This window comes from Sinomonas terrae (genome assembly GCF_022539255.1).
Classification (GTDB): Bacteria; Actinomycetota; Actinomycetes; order Actinomycetales; family Micrococcaceae; genus Sinomonas; species Sinomonas terrae.
Genome location: NZ_JAKZBV010000001.1, coordinates 1,841,371 through 1,859,450 on the forward strand (window position 1 = coordinate 1,841,371; position 18,080 = coordinate 1,859,450).

The 18,080-nt window shown below is 67.4% G+C and carries 16 protein-coding genes; 11 read left to right on the top strand and 5 right to left on the bottom strand.

Features of this window, described 5'->3' with window-relative positions; all coding sequences use genetic code 11:
* Nucleotides 1–75 precede the first annotated feature (75 nt).
* From L0M17_RS08600 to metE, 7 genes are all read left to right on the top strand, one after another.
* On the top strand, nt 76–741 hold the full coding sequence (locus tag L0M17_RS08600) for a bifunctional 4-hydroxy-2-oxoglutarate aldolase/2-dehydro-3-deoxy-phosphogluconate aldolase (protein ID WP_241053531.1): 666 nt from the start codon (nt 76–78) through the stop codon (nt 739–741).
* A gap of 4 nt (nt 742–745) precedes the next feature.
* Nucleotides 746–1,411, top strand: a complete 666-nt coding sequence (locus tag L0M17_RS08605; RefSeq protein ID WP_241053532.1) for an alpha/beta hydrolase family protein — start codon at nt 746–748, stop codon at nt 1,409–1,411.
* 68 nt (nt 1,412–1,479) lie between these two features.
* The gene (locus L0M17_RS08610) at nt 1,480–2,907 is read left to right on the top strand and encodes a phytoene desaturase family protein (RefSeq protein ID WP_241053533.1); all 1,428 of its coding nucleotides are present in this window, start codon (nt 1,480–1,482) and stop codon (nt 2,905–2,907) included.
* A gap of 9 nt (nt 2,908–2,916) precedes the next feature.
* Complete coding sequence (locus L0M17_RS08615) at nt 2,917–4,065, top strand: class I SAM-dependent methyltransferase (RefSeq protein WP_241053534.1); 1,149 nt, start codon at nt 2,917–2,919, stop codon at nt 4,063–4,065.
* A gap of 172 nt (nt 4,066–4,237) precedes the next feature.
* Entirely contained in the window at nt 4,238–5,446 is a 1,209-nt protein-coding gene (locus tag L0M17_RS08620) for an ROK family transcriptional regulator (RefSeq protein ID WP_255732626.1), read from the top strand.
* Nucleotides 5,447–5,800: 354 nt separating this feature from the next.
* A complete protein-coding gene (locus L0M17_RS08625; RefSeq protein ID WP_241053537.1) occupies nt 5,801–6,751 on the top strand; it encodes a methylenetetrahydrofolate reductase in 951 nt (316 codons plus the stop codon).
* Between the two features lie 27 nt (nt 6,752–6,778).
* Complete coding sequence (gene metE, locus L0M17_RS08630) at nt 6,779–9,109, top strand: 5-methyltetrahydropteroyltriglutamate--homocysteine S-methyltransferase (RefSeq protein WP_241053538.1); 2,331 nt, start codon at nt 6,779–6,781, stop codon at nt 9,107–9,109.
* A 100-nt stretch (nt 9,110–9,209) separates the two neighbouring features.
* Here metE and L0M17_RS08635 read toward each other — a convergent pair whose 3' ends face one another.
* The 3 genes from L0M17_RS08635 to L0M17_RS08645 are packed head-to-tail and all read right to left on the bottom strand — an operon-like array spanning nt 9,210 to nt 11,518.
* Complete coding sequence (locus L0M17_RS08635; protein WP_241053539.1) at nt 9,210–9,713, bottom strand: DUF2004 domain-containing protein; 504 nt, start codon at nt 9,711–9,713, stop codon at nt 9,210–9,212.
* Between the two features lie 18 nt (nt 9,714–9,731).
* Entirely contained in the window at nt 9,732–10,547 is an 816-nt protein-coding gene (locus L0M17_RS08640; RefSeq protein WP_241053540.1) for a DUF72 domain-containing protein, read from the bottom strand.
* A gap of 38 nt (nt 10,548–10,585) precedes the next feature.
* Nucleotides 10,586–11,518, bottom strand: coding sequence for a LysR family transcriptional regulator (locus tag L0M17_RS08645; protein ID WP_241053541.1), 933 nt, complete (start codon nt 11,516–11,518; stop codon nt 10,586–10,588).
* Between the two features lie 397 nt (nt 11,519–11,915).
* On the opposite strand from L0M17_RS08645, the gene nrdH reads away from it, so the two are divergent.
* The 4 genes from nrdH (at nt 11,916) to nrdF (ending at nt 15,867) form a co-directional block, all read left to right on the top strand.
* On the top strand, nt 11,916–12,167 hold the full coding sequence (gene nrdH / locus L0M17_RS08650) for a glutaredoxin-like protein NrdH (protein ID WP_241053543.1): 252 nt from the start codon (nt 11,916–11,918) through the stop codon (nt 12,165–12,167).
* Between the two features lie 118 nt (nt 12,168–12,285).
* Complete coding sequence (gene nrdI, locus L0M17_RS08655) at nt 12,286–12,690, top strand: class Ib ribonucleoside-diphosphate reductase assembly flavoprotein NrdI (RefSeq protein ID WP_241056375.1); 405 nt, start codon at nt 12,286–12,288, stop codon at nt 12,688–12,690.
* A 35-nt stretch (nt 12,691–12,725) separates the two neighbouring features.
* Nucleotides 12,726–14,852, top strand: coding sequence for a class 1b ribonucleoside-diphosphate reductase subunit alpha (nrdE, locus tag L0M17_RS08660; RefSeq protein WP_255732630.1), 2,127 nt, complete (start codon nt 12,726–12,728; stop codon nt 14,850–14,852).
* A gap of 37 nt (nt 14,853–14,889) precedes the next feature.
* On the top strand, nt 14,890–15,867 hold the full coding sequence (gene nrdF / locus L0M17_RS08665) for a class 1b ribonucleoside-diphosphate reductase subunit beta (RefSeq protein ID WP_241053546.1): 978 nt from the start codon (nt 14,890–14,892) through the stop codon (nt 15,865–15,867).
* A gap of 729 nt (nt 15,868–16,596) precedes the next feature.
* Here nrdF and L0M17_RS08670 read toward each other — a convergent pair.
* Nucleotides 16,597–17,634, bottom strand: coding sequence for an AAA family ATPase (locus L0M17_RS08670; RefSeq protein ID WP_241053547.1), 1,038 nt, complete (start codon nt 17,632–17,634; stop codon nt 16,597–16,599).
* A 131-nt stretch (nt 17,635–17,765) separates the two neighbouring features.
* Nucleotides 17,766–17,927: a hypothetical protein gene (locus tag L0M17_RS08675; protein WP_241053548.1), complete on the bottom strand. Its 162-nt coding sequence runs from the start codon at nt 17,925–17,927 to the stop codon at nt 17,766–17,768.
* Nucleotides 17,928–18,080 lie beyond the last annotated feature (153 nt).

An 18,080-nucleotide genomic window follows, 5' to 3' on the forward strand; every position in this document is an offset into this window, starting at 1 on the left:
GACACAGAAAGTGTGCAACCTGCATTGCAAAATACGCAATGCCGGTCGCCTTGATGCTCCGAGAGGAACGCGCCCATGACCGCCGAAGAACTCATCGCCTTGCTCGCCGAGGATCGCACGCTCGCCGTCGTCCGAGCCAAGTCGATCCCCGACGCCGCAGGCCTGGCTGGCGCCCTCGCCTCGGGCGGCGTGCGCGCCCTCGAACTCACCTTCACGACGCCCGATGTCGTCACCCACGTGCGCCGCGCAGTCGAGACGGCGGGGCAGCACGGTGCGGTGATCGGAGTCGGTACCGTGCTCACGGGGGACCAAGCCCGGGCCGCCATCGACGCGGGCGCCCAGTTCCTCGTCACCCCCGGCATCCGCCCCGCTGTGGCCCAAGTCGCCGTCGATGCCGGCATTCCAGTGTGCCTCGGGGCGATGACCCCCTCGGAGGTGGCCGAAGCGCTGGACCTCGGCTCCGACGTCGTCAAGATCTTCCCCGCACGCCAAGTCGGCCCCGGATTCCTCAAGGACCTCCAGGGCCCCTACCCCGGAGTAAAGCTCCTTCCTTCGGGCGGGATCGATGCGTCCAACGCGCGCTCCTATCTCGATGCCGGCGCGCTCGCGGTCTGCTGCGGAACCTCGGTGGTGCCGCCGTCGGCCGTCGAAGCCGGGGCATGGGATGACATCGCCTCCCGCGCCGCCGCATTCACAGCCGCCCTCGGCGCGACGCCCGAGGGAGCGCGTGCCGCAGGATAGGGGCATGAGCGAACAGGGCGAGCGGATCACCATCCCGACCCCATCGGGCGACGTCTCGGGCGTCTACCTGCGCCCCGAGGCACCGGACGCGACGGTCGTCCTCGCCCACGGTGCGGGTGCCGGGATGGACCACCCGTTCATGGTCGGGTTTGCCGAGGCCCTGGCCGGTCTCGGGATCGCGACGCTGAGGTTCAACTTCGCCTACATGGAGGCGGGGAAGCGGCTGCCCGACCGCGCTCCGAAGGCCATCCCGGTGTGGGCGGCCGCCTTGCAGGAGGCAGGACTCCGCTCTGGCGGTGGGCGGTTGTGGGCTGCCGGCAAATCCTTCGGCGGCCGTATGGCCTCGATGGCCCTCGCCGAGGGCGCGATCGACCCCGCGGGGCTGATCTTCCTCGGCTATCCACTCCATCCCGCGGGCAAGCCCGAGAAGCTCCGCGACGAGCACCTCTACGGGCTCCACGTGCCGATGCTCTTCCTCCAAGGGACGCGGGACACACTCGCGACCCGCGAGCTGCTCGACGCGGTCGTCGCGAAGCTGCCTTCGGCGACGCTCGCGTGGCAGGAGGGCGGGGACCATTCCTTCGGCATCAAGGGCACCAGGCGCAGCGCCTACGACGTCGGCGCGTCCCTCGCGCCGCAGGCAGCGGAGTTCGTCAGGGCCGCGCACTGAGAAGCCGTTGGCGACGGCGTGAACGCTACGGGTCACGCACGTGGATGCCGCAGTGCAAGGATGGGACCATGACTACCGCAGTCGTCGTAGGGAGCGGACCTAACGGCCTGGCTGCGGCCGTGCGCCTCGCCGAAGCGGGCGTCGTCGTCCGGGTCCTCGAGGCGGAGCCAACCATCGGGGGCGGGACGCGCTCGACGACGGAGCTGGCGCTGGCGGGCGAGGGGAGGCTTGTCGTCGACCAATGCTCGGCCTTCCACCCGATGGGGATCGCCTCGCCCTACCTCGCGAGCCTCGGGCTCGAGCGCTACGGCCTGCGCTGGCGATGGCCGGAGATCCAGCTAGCCCACCCGCTCGACGGCGGGCGAGCCGCGGCCGTATGGCGCGACGCTGCTCAGAGCGCCCGGGCCCTCGGCAGGGACGGCCGGGCCTGGGATGCAACGGTGGGTGCCGTCGCCCGGGGTTTCGGCAGGCTCGTCGAGGACATCCTGCGTCCCGTCCAGCACATTCCCCGCCATCCGCTGCTCCTCGCGCGGTTCGGTGCGCTCGCCGCGCTGCCCGCCACCGCTTTGGCGAAGGTCTGGCGCGGTGATGCCGCCCGTGCGCTGTTCGCAGGGGTTGCCGCCCACGCTTTTGCGGACCTGCGCCTGCCGTTCACGAGCTCAGTTGGCCTCGTCCTCACAGCGGCCGCGCAGTCCGTGGGCTGGCCGGTCGCCGAGGGCGGAAGCCAGGCGATCGCCGACGCGCTCGCGGCAAGGCTGAGGGAACTCGGCGGCACGATCGAGACCGGTGAGCGGGTGCGCCGCGCGGAGGACGCCGGCGCGCCTGACCTCCTGCTCCTGTGCGTGGCTCCGACGGCCGCGGCGACGATCCTGGCCGGACGGCTCCCTGCCGCCGTCGCCCGGAGCTATGGCCGGTACCGCTATGGGCCGGCCGCCTTCAAGGTGGACTACGTCGTGGAGGGCGGCGTGCCGTGGGCAGCCGAGGAGGCCCGGCGCGCCGGGACGGTCCACGTCGGCGGCACGATCGAGGAGATCGCCGCGGCCGAGGCGGAGACGGTGCGTGGGCGCATGCCCGCCCGGCCCTTCGTGCTCGTCGGTCAGCAGTATCTCGCGGACCCCTCCCGGTCAGCCGGAAACCTCCACCCCGTGTGGGCGTATGCGCACGTTCCGAACGGCTATCCGGGGGATGCGACCGAGGCCGTGACCGCCCAAATCGAACGGTTCGCGCCGGGCTTCCGTGACTGCGTCCGTTCGGTGTCCGCGCGCTCGGTCGCGGCGACGGAGGCTCACAACGCCAACTATGTCGGGGGCGATATCAGTGCTGGCGCCAACTCGGGCCTGCAGCTTGTCTTCCGGCCGAGGGTCGCGGCGGACCCCTACTCGACTGGGGTCCCCGGCGTCTTCCTGTGCTCGGCGGCCACCCCGCCTGGCGGGGGAGTGCATGGAATGGCCGGCTTCCTCGCGGCTGAGCGGGCCCTGGCGTCGCTGCGCGCCTAGAGTAAACGAGTGCACGACGACGACCGCCTCGCAGGCGCCTTCCCCTACGAGCGGCTGCGCCGCTATCCGGACGTCGAGGCGCCGAACCTCCAGGCTTGGGACGCGACGGATCTGCTCTTGGCAGAGCGAGGCATGGCCGATGCCTCGGAACGAAGGCTGGCCGGCCGTGATATCGCCGTCATAGGCGACAACTACGGGGCGCTCGCGCTGCGCTTAGCCGCGGCAGGCTTCACCGAGGTGCGCGTGCATCAGGACCTTGCAACAGGACGAGAGGCACTCAGCCGGAACGCAGAGGAGCTCGGCCTCTCAGAGTTGCAGGTTCCGTGCGAGCTCGATGGCAGGCTTCTCACGGGGGCGCGGCTCGTCCTCCTGCAGCTGCCCCGCGGGCTGGCTGAACTCGAGGAATACGCGGACGCCGTTGCGCGCTGGGCCGCACCCGACGTCGTCCTCCTCGCAGGCGGCCGCACCAAGCACATGACGCTCGCCATGAACGAGGTCCTGGGCGCCTCCTTCGAGGTGGTCGCGGCCGAACTCGCGGTCCGCAAGTCGCGCCTCCTTGTGGCGTCGGTCCCGCGCCCGGTGCCGGAGCGCCCGCCCTTCCCGGTCTGCGCGACGCACGACGACGTCGGGCTCACCCTTTGCGCCCACGGCGCGGCGTTCGCCGGGTCGCGTTTGGATCTCGGCACGCGCTTCCTCCTCGGATTCCTCGACCGCATGCCGTCGGGTGGGGCGGTCGACCTCGGCTGCGGGACCGGGGCCCTCGCCGCGGCCTACGCGCTGGCGCACCCCGAGGCCGTCGTCGTCGCGACTGATCGGTCGGCCGCCGCGGCGCGCTCGGCTCGTGCAACGATGGAGGCGAATGGCCTCGCGGGCCGGGTGGCTGTGGAGCACGACGATGCTGCCGCCTCCCGCCCTGACGCCTCGGCCGACGTCGTCCTCCTCAACCCGCCCTTCCACCTCGGCGCCAGCGTGCACGCGGGCGCCGGCCTCCGGCTGATCGAGGCTGCAGCCCGCATCCTGCGCCCGGGCGGCGAGCTGTGGACCGTCTACAACTCACACCTCGACTACCGGCGTCAGCTCCGCATCTCGGTCGGACGGACCAGCATCGAGGGGCAATCGGGGAAGTTCACGGTGACCCGATCGTTGCGCCGCCCCTGAAGCCTGTCATTTTCATAACGCAACGCGGCAATTCCACGGCCAAAGTTCAGCCGTTCACGAGGACTGACAGGGTAACTTAACTCACGGGGGCCATGACGCAGTACTTGGGAAGGATCCTGTGACGGAGCACTCACGTCAGCCCGCGCCCCGACGCGGGACGAATCTCCCGCGGATGGGAGACTTCAACCTGACGGTGATCCTCGACGCCATTCGCCGTTCCGAAGCGGGACTGAGCCGTGTCGAACTCGCCCAGATCGTAGGCCTTTCGCCCCAGACGATTTCGAATATCTCTCGCCGCCTGCTCGACCAGAAGCTCATTGTCGAGGCGGGGAAGGAAGGCACTGGGCCCGGCAAGCCGCGCACCATCCTGCGGCTCAACCCGCGCGGCATGTACGCCATGGGCGTCCACCTCGACCCTGCCCTCATCACCGTGGTCATGCTCGACCTCGTTGGGTCCGTCGTCGTGAAGAACACGTTTGTGACCCCGCAGAGCCACGACCCGCAGGAGGTCGTGGATGCGATCGCCGAGTGCGTGGACAAACTGCTCGTGGGTTCCGGCGTGGAGCGGAAGCTCGTCGCCGGCCTCGGCGTAGCGGCTCCGGGTCCTGTGGACCTCGAGCGCGGCGCGGTCGTGGGCCCGCCTCTCCTCAGGGGATGGGTCGACGTCCCGCTCCGGGACATGATGCAGCGAGCTACGGGCCTGCCGACCACAGTGGACAAGGACGTCACAGGCGCGGCCGTTGCCGAGATCTGGGCCGGCGGGCCCGGTGGCTCAGGCAGCTTCGTGTTCTTCTACCTCGGGACAGGCCTCGGCTGCGGCCTCGTCCTCAACGGCGAGGTCTACCGCGGCGCGTCGGGCAACGCGGGGGAGATCGGGCACATCATCGTCGACCCGGACGGGCCGCTGTGCAGCGACGGGTGCGGCATGCGCGGGACCATCGGCACCTCGCTCGAGCCCGCCGTGATCGTGAGCGAAGCGGTCGTTGCCGGCGTTCTCCCCGTCCTGCCGCCCGAACCCACGGCACGCGACTTCCAGGCCGCGTTCGCGCGGCTGTGCGATCTCGTCAAGGAAGGCGACGAGAGAGCCATTCCGATCATGCGTGCGGCCGCGCGGAGCCTGGCGTGGGCTGCCGCCGTCGTCGGAAACATCGTGGACGTCGAACGCATGGTCTTCGGCGGCCCGTTCTGGGACGCGGTGGCGGAGTTCGTGCTCGACGTGCTGCCGGATATGGTCAACGAGCTTCTCGCGACCCGTGGCATCCGTCGCGTGGGCCTCTCCGGGACGCGCCTCGGCGAGGACGTGGGGGCGATCGGCGCCGCCTGCCTCGTCCTCGAGCGGGCGCTCGCCCCGCGCGCCGAACGCTTGCTCCTCGAAGGCTGACGCCGGCAGGGGATCGCTCATGAGGGACGACGACGGTTCCTCCGCCAGCCCGTGCGTCACGGTGCGTCACGCAAGGTCTTCTTCGTAGCATTTGCGCGATTTGGCCTTCCTGACGCGCGAGTGCTTGAAGCGCGCGGGGCGGCTCCGTAGGCTTTTACGCAAGTTGCTCCTGCAACGTGTCAGCGATCCCCCTTGGGGATGTGGGTGCCCCCGTGAGGGCCTGACATTTGCCGCAGGTAGCCGGTCCCTCCGGGACGCCCGCCGCGGCGGTGTCCCCGGACCGTGCTGTCCTGCGTTCCTGAATACCCTTCACAGCCGACCCAGTCGGCCCGCATCGGAATCCAAGGTCTGCAAATGTCACCACCCACACTCATCGAGGCACCCTCCTCAAGCGCTCTCGCGCCTCCCGTCGCTCTCTCCTACGAACTCTTCCCGCCGCGCAGCGATGCCGCTTCGGCCACGCTCTGGAAGACCATCCACGAGCTCGAACGCACCGATCCCGACTATGTCTCGGTGACGTACGGGGCGAGCGGGTCGAATCACGCCAAGGCACTCGACCTCGTGGACCGGCTCCAGATCGAGACGACGCTCCGCCCGCTGGCCCATCTCACGTGTGTGGGCGGCACGCCGGCCGAACTGAGCGCGATTGTGAACGAGCTCCTCGACCGGGGCGTGCGGGGCATCCTCGCCCTGCGAGGGGACCGGCCGCAGGATGGCGTCCTGCCACACGGCGGCCTCCAGTACGCCCAGGACCTGATCGAGCTCATCCGCCGGATCGAGATGCGCCGCTCGGCGCAGTTCGCTGCCGGCAAGATCGCGATCGGGGTCGCGGCATATCCGACCAAGCACCCGGAATCGCCGAGCGAGGCCCACGATGTCGAAGTGCTCCTTGCGAAGCAGCGCTCGGGGGCGGACTTCGCCATCACGCAGGTGTTCTTCCACCCGGGCCAATACTCGTCGCTTGTGCATCGTGCACGCCGGGCCGGAGTGACGATCCCCATCATCCCGGGAATCATGCCGCTCACCAGCCTTCGGCGCATCCTCAAGCTCTCGCAGCTGAGCGGCGTCGAGCCCGACGGTGCCCTCGTGGACCGGATCCGTTCGGTCGGCGACGACGCCGCACTCGCGCGCAAGGTCGGCGTCGAAGCCACGGTGGCCCTCGCCGAGGCCGCGCTGGGCGCCGGAGCCCCCGGCCTCCACCTCTACACGTTCAACGAGCACGAGAGCGCGCTCGATGTGCTTGCACGACTCAACCTGCCACGGCCGTCCCGGCCCTCCCTCATTGCCCGGCACCGGGCTCGCTGAGACCGAACCCCAACCGAAGGATTCACCATGACCTCACAGTTCCCGTCCGCCACCATCCTCGGCTACCCGCGCATCGGCCGCCGTCGAGAGCTCAAGAAGGCCGTCGAGGCCTACTGGGCTGGCAAGAGCAGCGCTGCCGAGCTCCAGGCTGCCGCTGAGGGCATCCAGCTCGCGACGCTCCGTCGCCTCGCCGAGCTCGGCCTCAAGGAGAGCTCCGCGATCCCCGGCACGTTCTCGTTCTACGACCAGGTTCTCGACACTGCCGTCGCCCTGGGCGCGGTCCCCGCGCGCTTCGGCGCCCTGCACGACGGCGAGGGCCGGCTCGGGCTCGACGCCTACTTCACGCTCGCCCGCGGCAACGCCGAGCAGCAGCCGCTCGAGATGACCAAGTGGTTCGACACGAACTACCACTACCTCGTGCCGGAAATCGGTCCCGAGACCGAGTTCTCGCTCTCCTCCGAGCGCGTCGTCGAGGAATTCCTCTTCGCAAAGTCCCACGGCTTCGTCACGCGCCCCTACCTCGTGGGCCCGGTGACGTTCCTGCTCCTGAGCAAGCCAGCCGACGGTGCTCCCGAGGACTTCGACCCGCTCTCGCGCCTCGAGGATGTTCTGCCCGTCTACACCGAGCTGCTCGCCCGCCTCCGCGCCGCCGGCGCCGAGTGGGTCCAGCTCGACGAGCCGGCCCTCGTCGCGGACCTCGACACCCCCGCGCTCGAGGTGAGCGACGCCGTCGAACGCGCCTACGCGGCCCTTGCCGGTGTGCCCGCTTCCGCCGATTGGCGCCCGAGCATCCTCCTCTCCGCCCCGTACGGTTCCCTCGGAGCCCAGGCGCCGGTCGTTGCGGCCACCGGTGTCGAGGCCGTTGCCCTCGACCTCTTCAAGGGAGCCGTCCCGTCGGATGAGGACCTTGCAGAGTTTGCAGGCAAGACCGTCGTCGCAGGCCTCGTCGACGGCCACAACATCTGGCGGAACGACCTTGCCGCTTCCGCGGCGAAGCTCGACGCACTGCGCTCCGCCAGCGTTCAGACCGCCGTCGGCACGTCGACGTCGGCCTTCCACGTCCCGCACGACGTCGAGGAGGAGACCCAGCTCGACGCCAACCTCCGCAGCTGGCTCGCGTTCGCGGACCAGAAGGTCGGCGAGGTTGTGACGCTCGCGACCTATCTCAGCCAGCCCGAGGCCGCCCGTGCCGCCATCGATGAGGCCTCCCGGATCATCGCCTCCCGGGCCCAGGCCCCCGGGGTCCGCCGCCCTGAGGTGCGGCAGCGCACGGCTGCGCTGACCGCGGCGGACTTCTCCCGCTCCGACTACGCAGTCCGTGCCGCGACGCAGGACGCGGAGCTGCACCTGCCGCCGCTGCCGACGACGACGATCGGCTCGTTCCCGCAGACCTCGGAGGTTCGCGGGGCCCGCGCCCGCCTGAACAAGGGAGCCATCGACGCGGCCGAGTACGAGCGGCTCATGAAGGACGAGATCAAGCGCGTCATCGACCTCCAGGAGGAGCTCGGCTTCGACGTGCTCGTGCACGGCGAGCCCGAGCGCAACGACATGGTCCAGTACTTCGCCGAGAACCTCGACGGCTTCGACGTCACGGTCCACGGCTGGGTCCAGTCGTACGGCTCGCGCTGCACGCGCCCATCGATCCTGTGGGGCGACGTCTCCCGCCCGGCCCCCATCACCGTGCCGTGGGCCGAGTATGCGCAGTCGCTCACGGAGAAGCCGCTCAAGGGCATGCTCACCGGGCCGGTGACCATTCTTGCGTGGTCCTTCGTGCGTGATGACCAGCCTCTCGCGGAGACCGCCAACCAGGTCGCCCTCGCGCTCCGCGACGAGATCGCGGACCTCGAGACCGCCGGCATCAAGGTCATCCAGGTCGACGAGCCGGCGCTGCGCGAGCTGCTCCCGCTCCGCCGCGCAGACCAGCCGGCCTACCTCGACTGGTCGGTGAAGTCGTTCCGTCTTGCGACCGCGGGCGCCGCAGATGCGACCCAGATCCACACGCACCTGTGCTACTCGGAGTTCGGCGTGATCATCGACGCGATCGACGGCCTCGACGCTGACGTGACCTCGATCGAGGCCGCTCGCTCCCGGATGGAGGTCGTCAACGACCTCGAGACGCACGGCTTCGGCCGCGGCGTCGGCCCGGGCGTCTACGACATCCACTCGCCGCGCGTCCCGTCGCAGGAGGAGATCGAGGAGCTGCTCAAGACGGCGGTCGCCCACGTGCCGTCGCGCCAGCTCTGGGTGAACCCGGACTGCGGCCTCAAGACCCGCGGCTACGCGGAGACCGAGGCCTCCCTGCGGAACCTCGTGGAGGCTGCGAAGGCTGCGCGCGGAGTGCTCGCCGCGAAGGCCTAAGTGACCACTCGTCTGTAGAAAGCTGGCCACTCGTCTGTAGAAAGCCGGCCACTCGTCGGAAGACGAGTGGCCAGCTCTTTTGCGTCGAGTGGCCAGGTGGCTAATCCCACTCGACTTCGTCGTCGACGACGCCGTCCTCGTCGGCAGCCGCGAGGAGCACCTCGTCAGTGAAGCCCTCGCCGAGGGTGAAGCCAAGCACGAAATACCGCTCCGGCTGGCCCGGGAAGATCCCGACCTTGGTGAGCCGCAGCGCCTGGACGAACCGTTCGCCGTCGACCTCGTCCTGTGAAGTGACCCCGAAAAGCTCCCGGACCCTTCCGTCGCTCAGGTTCTGGCAATGGAAGTGCCGGTATTCGACGGCCGGGGAATCGTCGTCCTGGAGGTCGAGGACGATGCGTTCGCGAGCCGCGTCGATGAGTTCGGGGAGGAAGCGCAGCCGGTAGTCCACCTTGTGGAGGCACGCCTCGTCGATCCGATCGTGCTCGCCGATGCTGAGGTCCAGCGGGATCGGCACGCCGTCGTGCTCGTACAGGCCCGAGATGATCCGTTGCCCCACCGGCGTGAGGGCAATTTCCCCGAAATGCCGGCTGACTGCCGTCTCCATGAGAAAAACATAGTCCTCTCAGGCAAGCCGCGCGAGCAGATTCACGGCATCGTGCGGGGCACGCCCGTCGGCGTCGTTGTCGAAGTAGACGTAGGTGTCGAGGCCGTCGTCGAGCCAAGCCCTCACCCGCTCGGCCCACCGGTCGAGCGAGGCTTCGGTGTAGCCGCCGCCGTACAGCCTGGCCTCGCCATGGAGCCGCACGTAGCGGAAGTCCGCGGTCTCGTCATGGAGTACGGGCCACCGGCCGGCGCTGTCCGCGATCACCGTGCAGATTTCCCGCTCCGCGAGGAAGGCCCGTGCGGCGGGAGTGTCGAAGCTCTCGTGCCGTGGCTCGAGCGCGTGGCGCAGCGGCACCTCGGCGAGAACATCGAGGAACGCCCGCTGCTCCGGCACCTTGTCGTCGTGTCGCTGGGCGAGAGCGGCGGCCGACGACGCCGAGCGGGGGACCAGGTCGAAGAACCCCGAGAGGACTTCCTCGTCGAAGGCCATGCGCTCCGGGAGCTGCCACAGGATCGGGCCGAGCTTGCCCCCGAGCGCGAGCACTCCCGAAGCGAAGAAGTTGGCCAGCGCTGTTTCGACGTCACGCAGCTGCTTCATGTGGGTGATGAAACGGCCGCCCTTTACGGCGAAGACGAAGCCTTCGGGCGTGGCATCGCGCCAGGTCTCGTAGGACGAGGGGCGCTGGAGCGAGTAGAAGGAGCCGTTGAGCTCGACGGAGGACATTCGTTCCGCTGCGTAGGCAAGTTCGTCCCTCTGGCGGAGGCCGTGCGGATAGAAGTCGCCGCGCCAGCTTGAGTAGCGCCAGCCGGAGACGCCGATGTAAGCAGTGGCCACGGTGCCCAGAGTAGGGCCGGTTGCGCGGTCTGGGCCGTTCAGCGGCGCGCCGCGCCGGGGCCCCGGGGTGGGAGGGACTTGAGCGTCTCTGCGACGAGATCCAGGAAGAGGCCGGTCTGGGGATCCGTGCTGCCACCCGGGCGCAGCGCGAAGATATTGCGCGCGAGCCGGATCTCCGGGACATCGACGACGACGATGCCTTCCGGCCGCGACTGGAGGGCGAGCTCTGGGACGAGGGCGGCTCCGAGACCCGCAGAGGTGAGCCCCAGGCTTGCGTTGAAGTCGTCGCTGTAGGCGACGACGCGGGGTTCGAGCCCGCAGCTCGCGAAGAGACGGTCGATGACGGCCGCGTCGCTAGTGCCCGGGTGATGGACTATCCACGGCATGCCACCGAGCTGGGCGGCCGTGACCTGCGCTCCGTTGGCGATGCCCCACGAGGCGGGGAGGACTACGCAGAATGGATCGTCGCCGATCCATTGGCGGTCCATCGTGTGCGGCCACGCGAGCCCGCTCTGGCCCACCTGGTAGACGAGGACGACGTCGAGCTCGCCTCCCGCGAGAAGGCCGCGGATCGTTTCGCCGGGTTCGGCGACGGCGACATGGAGGTCTAGGCCGAGGTGGCGCCATCGTTCGTTCCTCAGGACGCCTGGGAGGACGTAGGTAGCGAGACTGGGGAAGATGCCGAGCCGGAGCTGGCGTGCGGCGGCTTCGGCCGCGCGCGCGGTCGCCGCCTTGAGCGCGTCGATGTCAGTGAGCACCTTGGTCGCGTGCCGGGTCATGACGGCGGCGGCCTCCGTTGGCACGACGCTCTTGGCCGAGCGGATGAACAGCTGGACTCCCGTCTCCCGCTCGAGGGCTGCCATCTGCTGGGAGACCGCGGAGGCTGTGTACCCGAGGCGATGGGCTGCGGCGGCGAAGGAGCCCTGCCGCACCACCTCGAGGAGGGTCTGAAGGTGGATGGGGTTAACCACGGCGGCCTCCTCTCTCGATCACGGGGCCCGCATTCAGCGTACGGCACGTGGGACGCCGGGGAACCCGGTCTTGAATCGCGGATGCGACACGCCGACGCTGGGCGACACGCAGTTTTTTCGGGGTGTGCATCCAGCGCTCCACATCCTGTGGACAAGGTCACGTGAATGGCGGAATTTCGCGGCTCGGACGGTGCGTTAACTGTGTAGGAAGTGTGGACTCGACGCGTGATGAATGACATACTTGTAAGACATCATCTTGGGGTTCACAGCGGCGCCGACCACTACATGTAGTATCGAGTCACGCCGAGGCAGTCCGATCCATTGGGGAAGGCCGCCGGCCAAATGGGGGGCCCAGAAATGGGCCGAAGCCAGCAAGTCTTCCAGGAGGGAAGGAACCATGAACGTCACGGTCTACACGAAGCCTGCGTGCGTGCAGTGCAATGCCACCTACCGTGCACTGGACAAGAAGGGCATTGCCTACCAGAGCGTTGACGTGACCCAGAACCCTGACGCGCTCGAGCGCCTCAAGGCCATGGGCTACATGCAGGCTCCCGTTGTCGTGACCGATGGTGGCCACTGGTCGGGCTTCCGTCCCGACAAGATCGAAGAGCTCGCCCAGACGGCGGACCCGTCCGCATCGGTGGCCTGACGCGCCGTCGTCCGTTTCTCTTGCAGGGGGTGCTGAGGTGACCTCTCTGGTCACGGCCGCGGCAGGCGCTGACGCGCCGGGCGCGCAGCCCGAGCCCCGCCTCGTCTCGAGCCGACTCATCTACTTCTCCTCTGTCTCCGGCAACACCCATCGCTTTGTGGGCAAGCTCGGCCTCGAGGCCGAACGGATCCCGCTCCACCCGACCGACCAGCCGCTCCGCGCGACGGAGCCGTTTGTCCTGGTCGTCCCGACGTATGGCGGGACCGGGGGCGCGGGTTCGGTGCCGAAGCAGGTCATCAGGTTCCTCAACGATCCGCAGAATCGGTCCCTCATCCGGGGGGTCATCGGCGCGGGCAACACGAATTTCGGGGACAACTACTGCGCAGCCGGTGACATCGTCGCCGTGAAGTGCAAAGTGCCCCACCTCTACCGATTCGAACTCATGGGAACGACGGACGACGTCGCCCGGGTCACCGAAGGATTGGACGCATTTTGGACACGACTGTCGCAGAACCGGCGCTAGCGGCTGTGGACGCTAAGGCCAAGGATTCGAAGGAATTGCCCGCGAAGTTCAAGGGCCTGGGCTACCACGAGCTCAATGCGATGCTGAATCTGTACGGGGACGACGGCAAGATCCAGTTCGAAGCCGATCGGTATGCAGCGCGCCAGTACTTCCTCGACCACGTCAACACCAACACGGTGTTCTTCCACGATCTGGACGAGAAGCTCGAGTACCTCGTCAAGCACGACTACTACGAGCGCGAGACGCTCGACCAGTACACGATGAACTTCATCCGCGAGCTGTTCAGCCGCGCGTACAAGAAGAAGTTCCGGTTCGAGACGTTCCTCGGTGCCTTCAAGTTCTACACGTCGTACACCCTCAAGACCTTCGACGGTAAGCGGTACCTCGAGCGCTACGAGGACCGCGTCTGCATGGTGGCGCTCCACCTCGCGCGCGGCGATGAGAAGCTCGCGACCCAGCTCGTCGACGAGATCGTCGCCGGCCGCTTCCAGCCCGCGACGCCGACATTCCTCAATGCGGGGAAGAAGCAGCGCGGCGAACTCGTCTCGTGCTTCCTCCTGCGCATCGAGGACAACATGGAGTCGATTGCCCGCGGCATCAACTCTGCGCTTCAGCTCTCCAAGCGAGGCGGCGGGGTTGCCCTCTCGCTCACGAACATCCGCGAGCACGGCGCACCGATCAAGCAGATCGAGAACCAGTCCTCTGGCGTCATTCCCGTCATGAAGCTGCTCGAGGACTCGTTCTCATATGCGAATCAGCTCGGCGCTCGTCAGGGCGCCGGTGCCGTGTATCTGCATGCGCACCACCCGGACATCTTCCGCTTCCTCGACACGAAGCGCGAGAACGCGGACGAGAAGATCCGGATCAAGACGCTCTCCCTCGGCGTCGTCATCCCGGACATCACGTTCGAGCTCGCGAAGCGCAACGAGGACATGTACCTGTTCTCCCCGTACGACGTCGAGCGGGTCTACGGTGTGCCGTTCTCGGACGTCTCCGTAACCGAGAAGTACTACGACATGGTCGACGATTCGCGGATCAAGAAGACGAAGATCAACGCGCGCGAATTCTTCCAGACGCTCGCGGAGATCCAGTTCGAGTCGGGTTACCCGTACATCATGTTCGAGGACACGGTGAACCGAGCGAACCCCGTCGCCGGCAAGGTGACCATGAGCAACCTGTGCTCGGAGATCCTCCAGGTCTCATCGCCGTCGTTGTACAACGAGGACCTCACCTACGCCCAGGTGGGCAAGGACATCTCCTGCAACCTCGGGTCCATGAACATCGCCAAGACGATGGACTCGGGGGACTTCGGCCTCTCGATCGAGACCGCGATCCGCGCCCTGTCTGCCGTTTCGGACATGAGCTACATCCAGTCGGTGCCTTCCGTGGCCGAGGGCAATGCGAAGTCGCACGCGATCGGCCTCGGCCAGATGAACCTGCACGGGTACCTCGCTCGTGAGCGCGTGCACTACGGCTCCGAAGAGGGCCTCGACTTCACGAACATCTACTTCTACACCGTGCTGTTCCACGCGCTGCGGGCCTCGAACCTGCTCGCGCAGGAGCACGGGGCTCCGTTCGGTGGGTTTGAAAACTCGAAGTACGCGTCGGGGGAGTTCTTCGACAAGTACACCGAGCAGGAGTGGGTGCCGGAGACAGACAAGGTCCGTCAGCTCTTCGCGGATGCCAAGGTGCACATTCCGACCCAGGACGACTGGCGGGAGCTCAAGGCTTCGGTCATGAAGCACGGCATCTACAACCAGAACCTTCAGGCGGTCCCGCCGACGGGCTCGATCAGCTACATCAACAACTCGACGTCGTCGATTCACCCTGTGGCGTCGAAGATCGAGATCCGCAAGGAAGGCAAGATCGGGCGTGTTTACTACCCGGCGCCCTACCTGACGAACGACAACCTGGAGTACTACCAGGACGCGTACGAGATCGGCTACGAGAAGATCATCGACACGTACGCCGCCGCTACGCAGCACGTGGACCAGGGCCTTTCGCTCACGCTGTTCTTCAAGGACACGGCGACGACGCGCGACGTGAACAAGGCGCAGATCTACGCGTGGCGCAAGGGCATCAAGACGCTCTACTACATCCGGATCCGCCAGCTCGCCCTTGAGGGGACCGAGGTGGAGGGTTGCGTCAGCTGCATGCTCTAGTGATTGCTTACTCCCACTTCGTTCGGAAGGACCTCCCATGACCCCCGAGAAGCTCAAGCTCCTCGACCACGTCCAAGCGATCAACTGGAACCGCATCCAGGACGACAAGGACGTCGAGGTGTGGAACCGCCTCGTGAACAACTTCTGGCTGCCCGAGAAGGTGCCGCTCTCGAATGACGTCCAGTCCTGGGCGACGCTGACCCCGCAGGAGCAGCAGCTCACCATGCGCGTGTTCACGGGGCTCACTCTGCTCGACACCATTCAGGGGACCGTCGGGGCGGTGTCGCTCATTCCGGACGCTGTCACGCCGCACGAGGAAGCCGTCTACACGAACATCGCGTTCATGGAGTCGGTCCATGCGAAGAGCTACTCGTCGATCTTCTCGACGCTGTGCTCGACGAAGGAGATCGACGACGCGTTCCGGTGGAGCCTCGAGAACGAGAACCTCCAGCGCAAGGCCCACATCGTCATGGACTACTACCGTGGCGACGAGCCCCTGAAGCGGAAGGTCGCCTCGACCCTGCTGGAGAGCTTCCTCTTCTACTCGGGCTTCTACCTGCCCATGTACTGGTCGTCGCGGGCGAAGCTCACGAACACCGCGGACCTCATCCGCCTCATCATTCGGGATGAGGCCGTTCACGGGTACTACATCGGCTACAAGTTCCAGAAGGGCCTTGAGAAGGTCTCCGAGGAGAAGCGCCAGGAAATCAAGGACTACACGTTCGAGCTGCTCTTCGAGCTCTACGAGAACGAGGTCCAGTACACCCACGACCTCTACGACCCCGTTGGGCTTTCCGAGGACGTCAAGAAGTTCCTGCACTACAACGCGAACAAGGCGCTCATGAACCTTGGGTATGAGGCGATGTTCCCGTCTTCGGTGACTGATGTGAATCCGGCGATCCTCTCGGCTCTTTCACCGAATGCTGACGAGAACCACGACTTCTTCTCGGGGTCGGGGTCGAGCTATGTGATCGGCAAGGCCGTGAATACGGAGGATGAGGACTGGGACTTCTGAGAGTGATCTCAGCCCGGCGCCCGTGAAGGGCGGCAGAGGTCTAGTTGCAAGTCTGAGCATCTATCTGCCGGAAATGGACGGCCTATCTGCAAGTTTTGGCAGATAGGCCGTCCATATTCTTTATTTGGAAGCGGCAGCCGCCGGGGCACGTGCCTCTGTCAGAGGGGTGACCCCCGCTGACGCGTTTTCGCCTTCTGGGAGATCCGGCGTCATGCGATGGGCTGGACGAGGCCCGCGGCAACCTGACCTTATCTCCGGAAATTTGCGCCACGGTATCGATCTGCCGACAAGTCCAGCCCGCGGCTGACTCGAGACCTCGCATGGAACCGCCGCGAAAGCCTTCGATGGATGCTATTGGCCCAGCATCTGCCGAACAGGGTCTTGTGTGTCGCGGTCGTCGACCTTCACCCACCCCCGAGTGCGGGGGCAGGGGGGATCGGCTGAGACGATTTCATCGACGAGCCCCGCGCCCTGGGCGCCGGTTGATGGGATGGATCGGGAATGGGGTTGGCTAGGCGACGTGTCACGACCAAGGTCGACCAGTGGATTTGCACCGAGGCGACCCCGACACCGGCACCGCTCCTCGGGACTGCGGTACCCGTCCAAGTTCGGCTTCGCCGAGGGCGGCTATTGATGTAACTGCCCAGTGTCTAGGGCCGTAAGAAGCTGTGCTTTCACCCGCCCCGGGGGGCGGAGCGGGCATTCGCCTGGCTGCCGCCGCGGATGCGGTCAGGCCAGCCAGCGGCGCCAGCCGCGTGGCTGCTCCGGCTCCGGGGTCGGATCCGGTTCCGGCTCCACGCCCAGGGCCAGCGCGGCCTCCTCGAGGTCGTCGGCGGTGAGTGTCGTGACGGCCTCGCGGTCGAGCGCTTCGAGGCTTTGTTCCTCGTCGCGGGAGAGCCGCAACGCCTGGCGGTTGAGCGCCTGCTCGAACAGCGTACGGGCGAATCGTGCGTTGCCGGAGTCCTCTCCCGCGTGGAGCCCAGTGAAGATGCAGCGCAGCATCTCGTCCGCACCCGGCCCCAGCGTGTACTCGTGCTGGGCCAGCATTTGGTGGAAGATCGTCTGGAGCTCGTCGACCGAGTAGTCGGGGAACGTGATCTCGCGGGCGAACCGGGAGCGCAGTCCGGGGTTCGAGAGCAGGAAGGACTCCATCAGCCGCGGGTACCCGGCCACGATCACGACCAGATGGTGGCGGTGGTCCTCCATCCGCTTGAGCAGGACCTCGATCGCCTCGGGGCCGAAGTCCATCCGACCGTCCTCCGGGGCCAGCGCGTAGGCCTCGTCGATGAACAGCACGCCGTCCAGCGCCCGCCGGACCACCCGGTCCGTTTTGATGGCGGTCGCACCGACGTACTGCCCCACCAGGCCCGAACGGTCGACCTCGACCAAGTGGCCTTTCTGCAGCAGGCCGACCGCGCGGTACATCTCGGCCAGGAGCCGCGCCACGGTGGTCTTCCCCGTGCCCGGGTTTCCGAGGAACACCAGATGCTGTGATGTGGCCACCTCCGGCAGGCCGTGCGCCTTGCGGCGGGCCTGGACCTGGAGCAGTGCGACCAGGGCCCGCACCTGTTCCTTCACGGTCTCCAGCCCGACCAGCGCGTCGAGCTCGGCCTGCACCTCGGACAGCGGCCGGCCCGGCCCGGGCCTGGCACCGATGAGGTCGCCGACCAGCTCGTCGACACGCTCCGAACCGGGCAGCTTGAGCTGATCGGCCAGATAGCTGAGGGTTCCGCGCAGGTCATCGAGCGGATTGCGGCTGGCAGCCATGCATCAATGCTAGTGCCCAACTCCCTGCCGGGGTGGGCGGCCTCACGAATAGCGACTCCCTTTTGATCGTATATTCCCCTGGGTATGGGACCCGGGCTCTCCTTTGGATGATCGTCCCGCAAAAGCCAGAGCTAGATCTTTCTGTCCAACTTCTGCGACCAGTTCATGTTGGAGCCGCCTTCCTCGAACGCGATCGGCCAGCCTGCACGGTCCAGGGCCAGGCCTCCTCCGCCTTGGACCGCGATCTCCGCAAGGCCGTCCTCCGCGCCGGCATTGGCGTCAGCTGAGGCCATCACCGGCCGGCCGGGGCTCCGCCTGCGGGCCGCAGGAGGGCTTCGCGTTGGGCGAACACCCGGGGCTGGGCACATGGCAGACCGGATGCTACTTTCATGTGGCGGTCATCACGCAGAGCGGGGCACCTGATGCCCCGGCCTGCGTCGCGACCG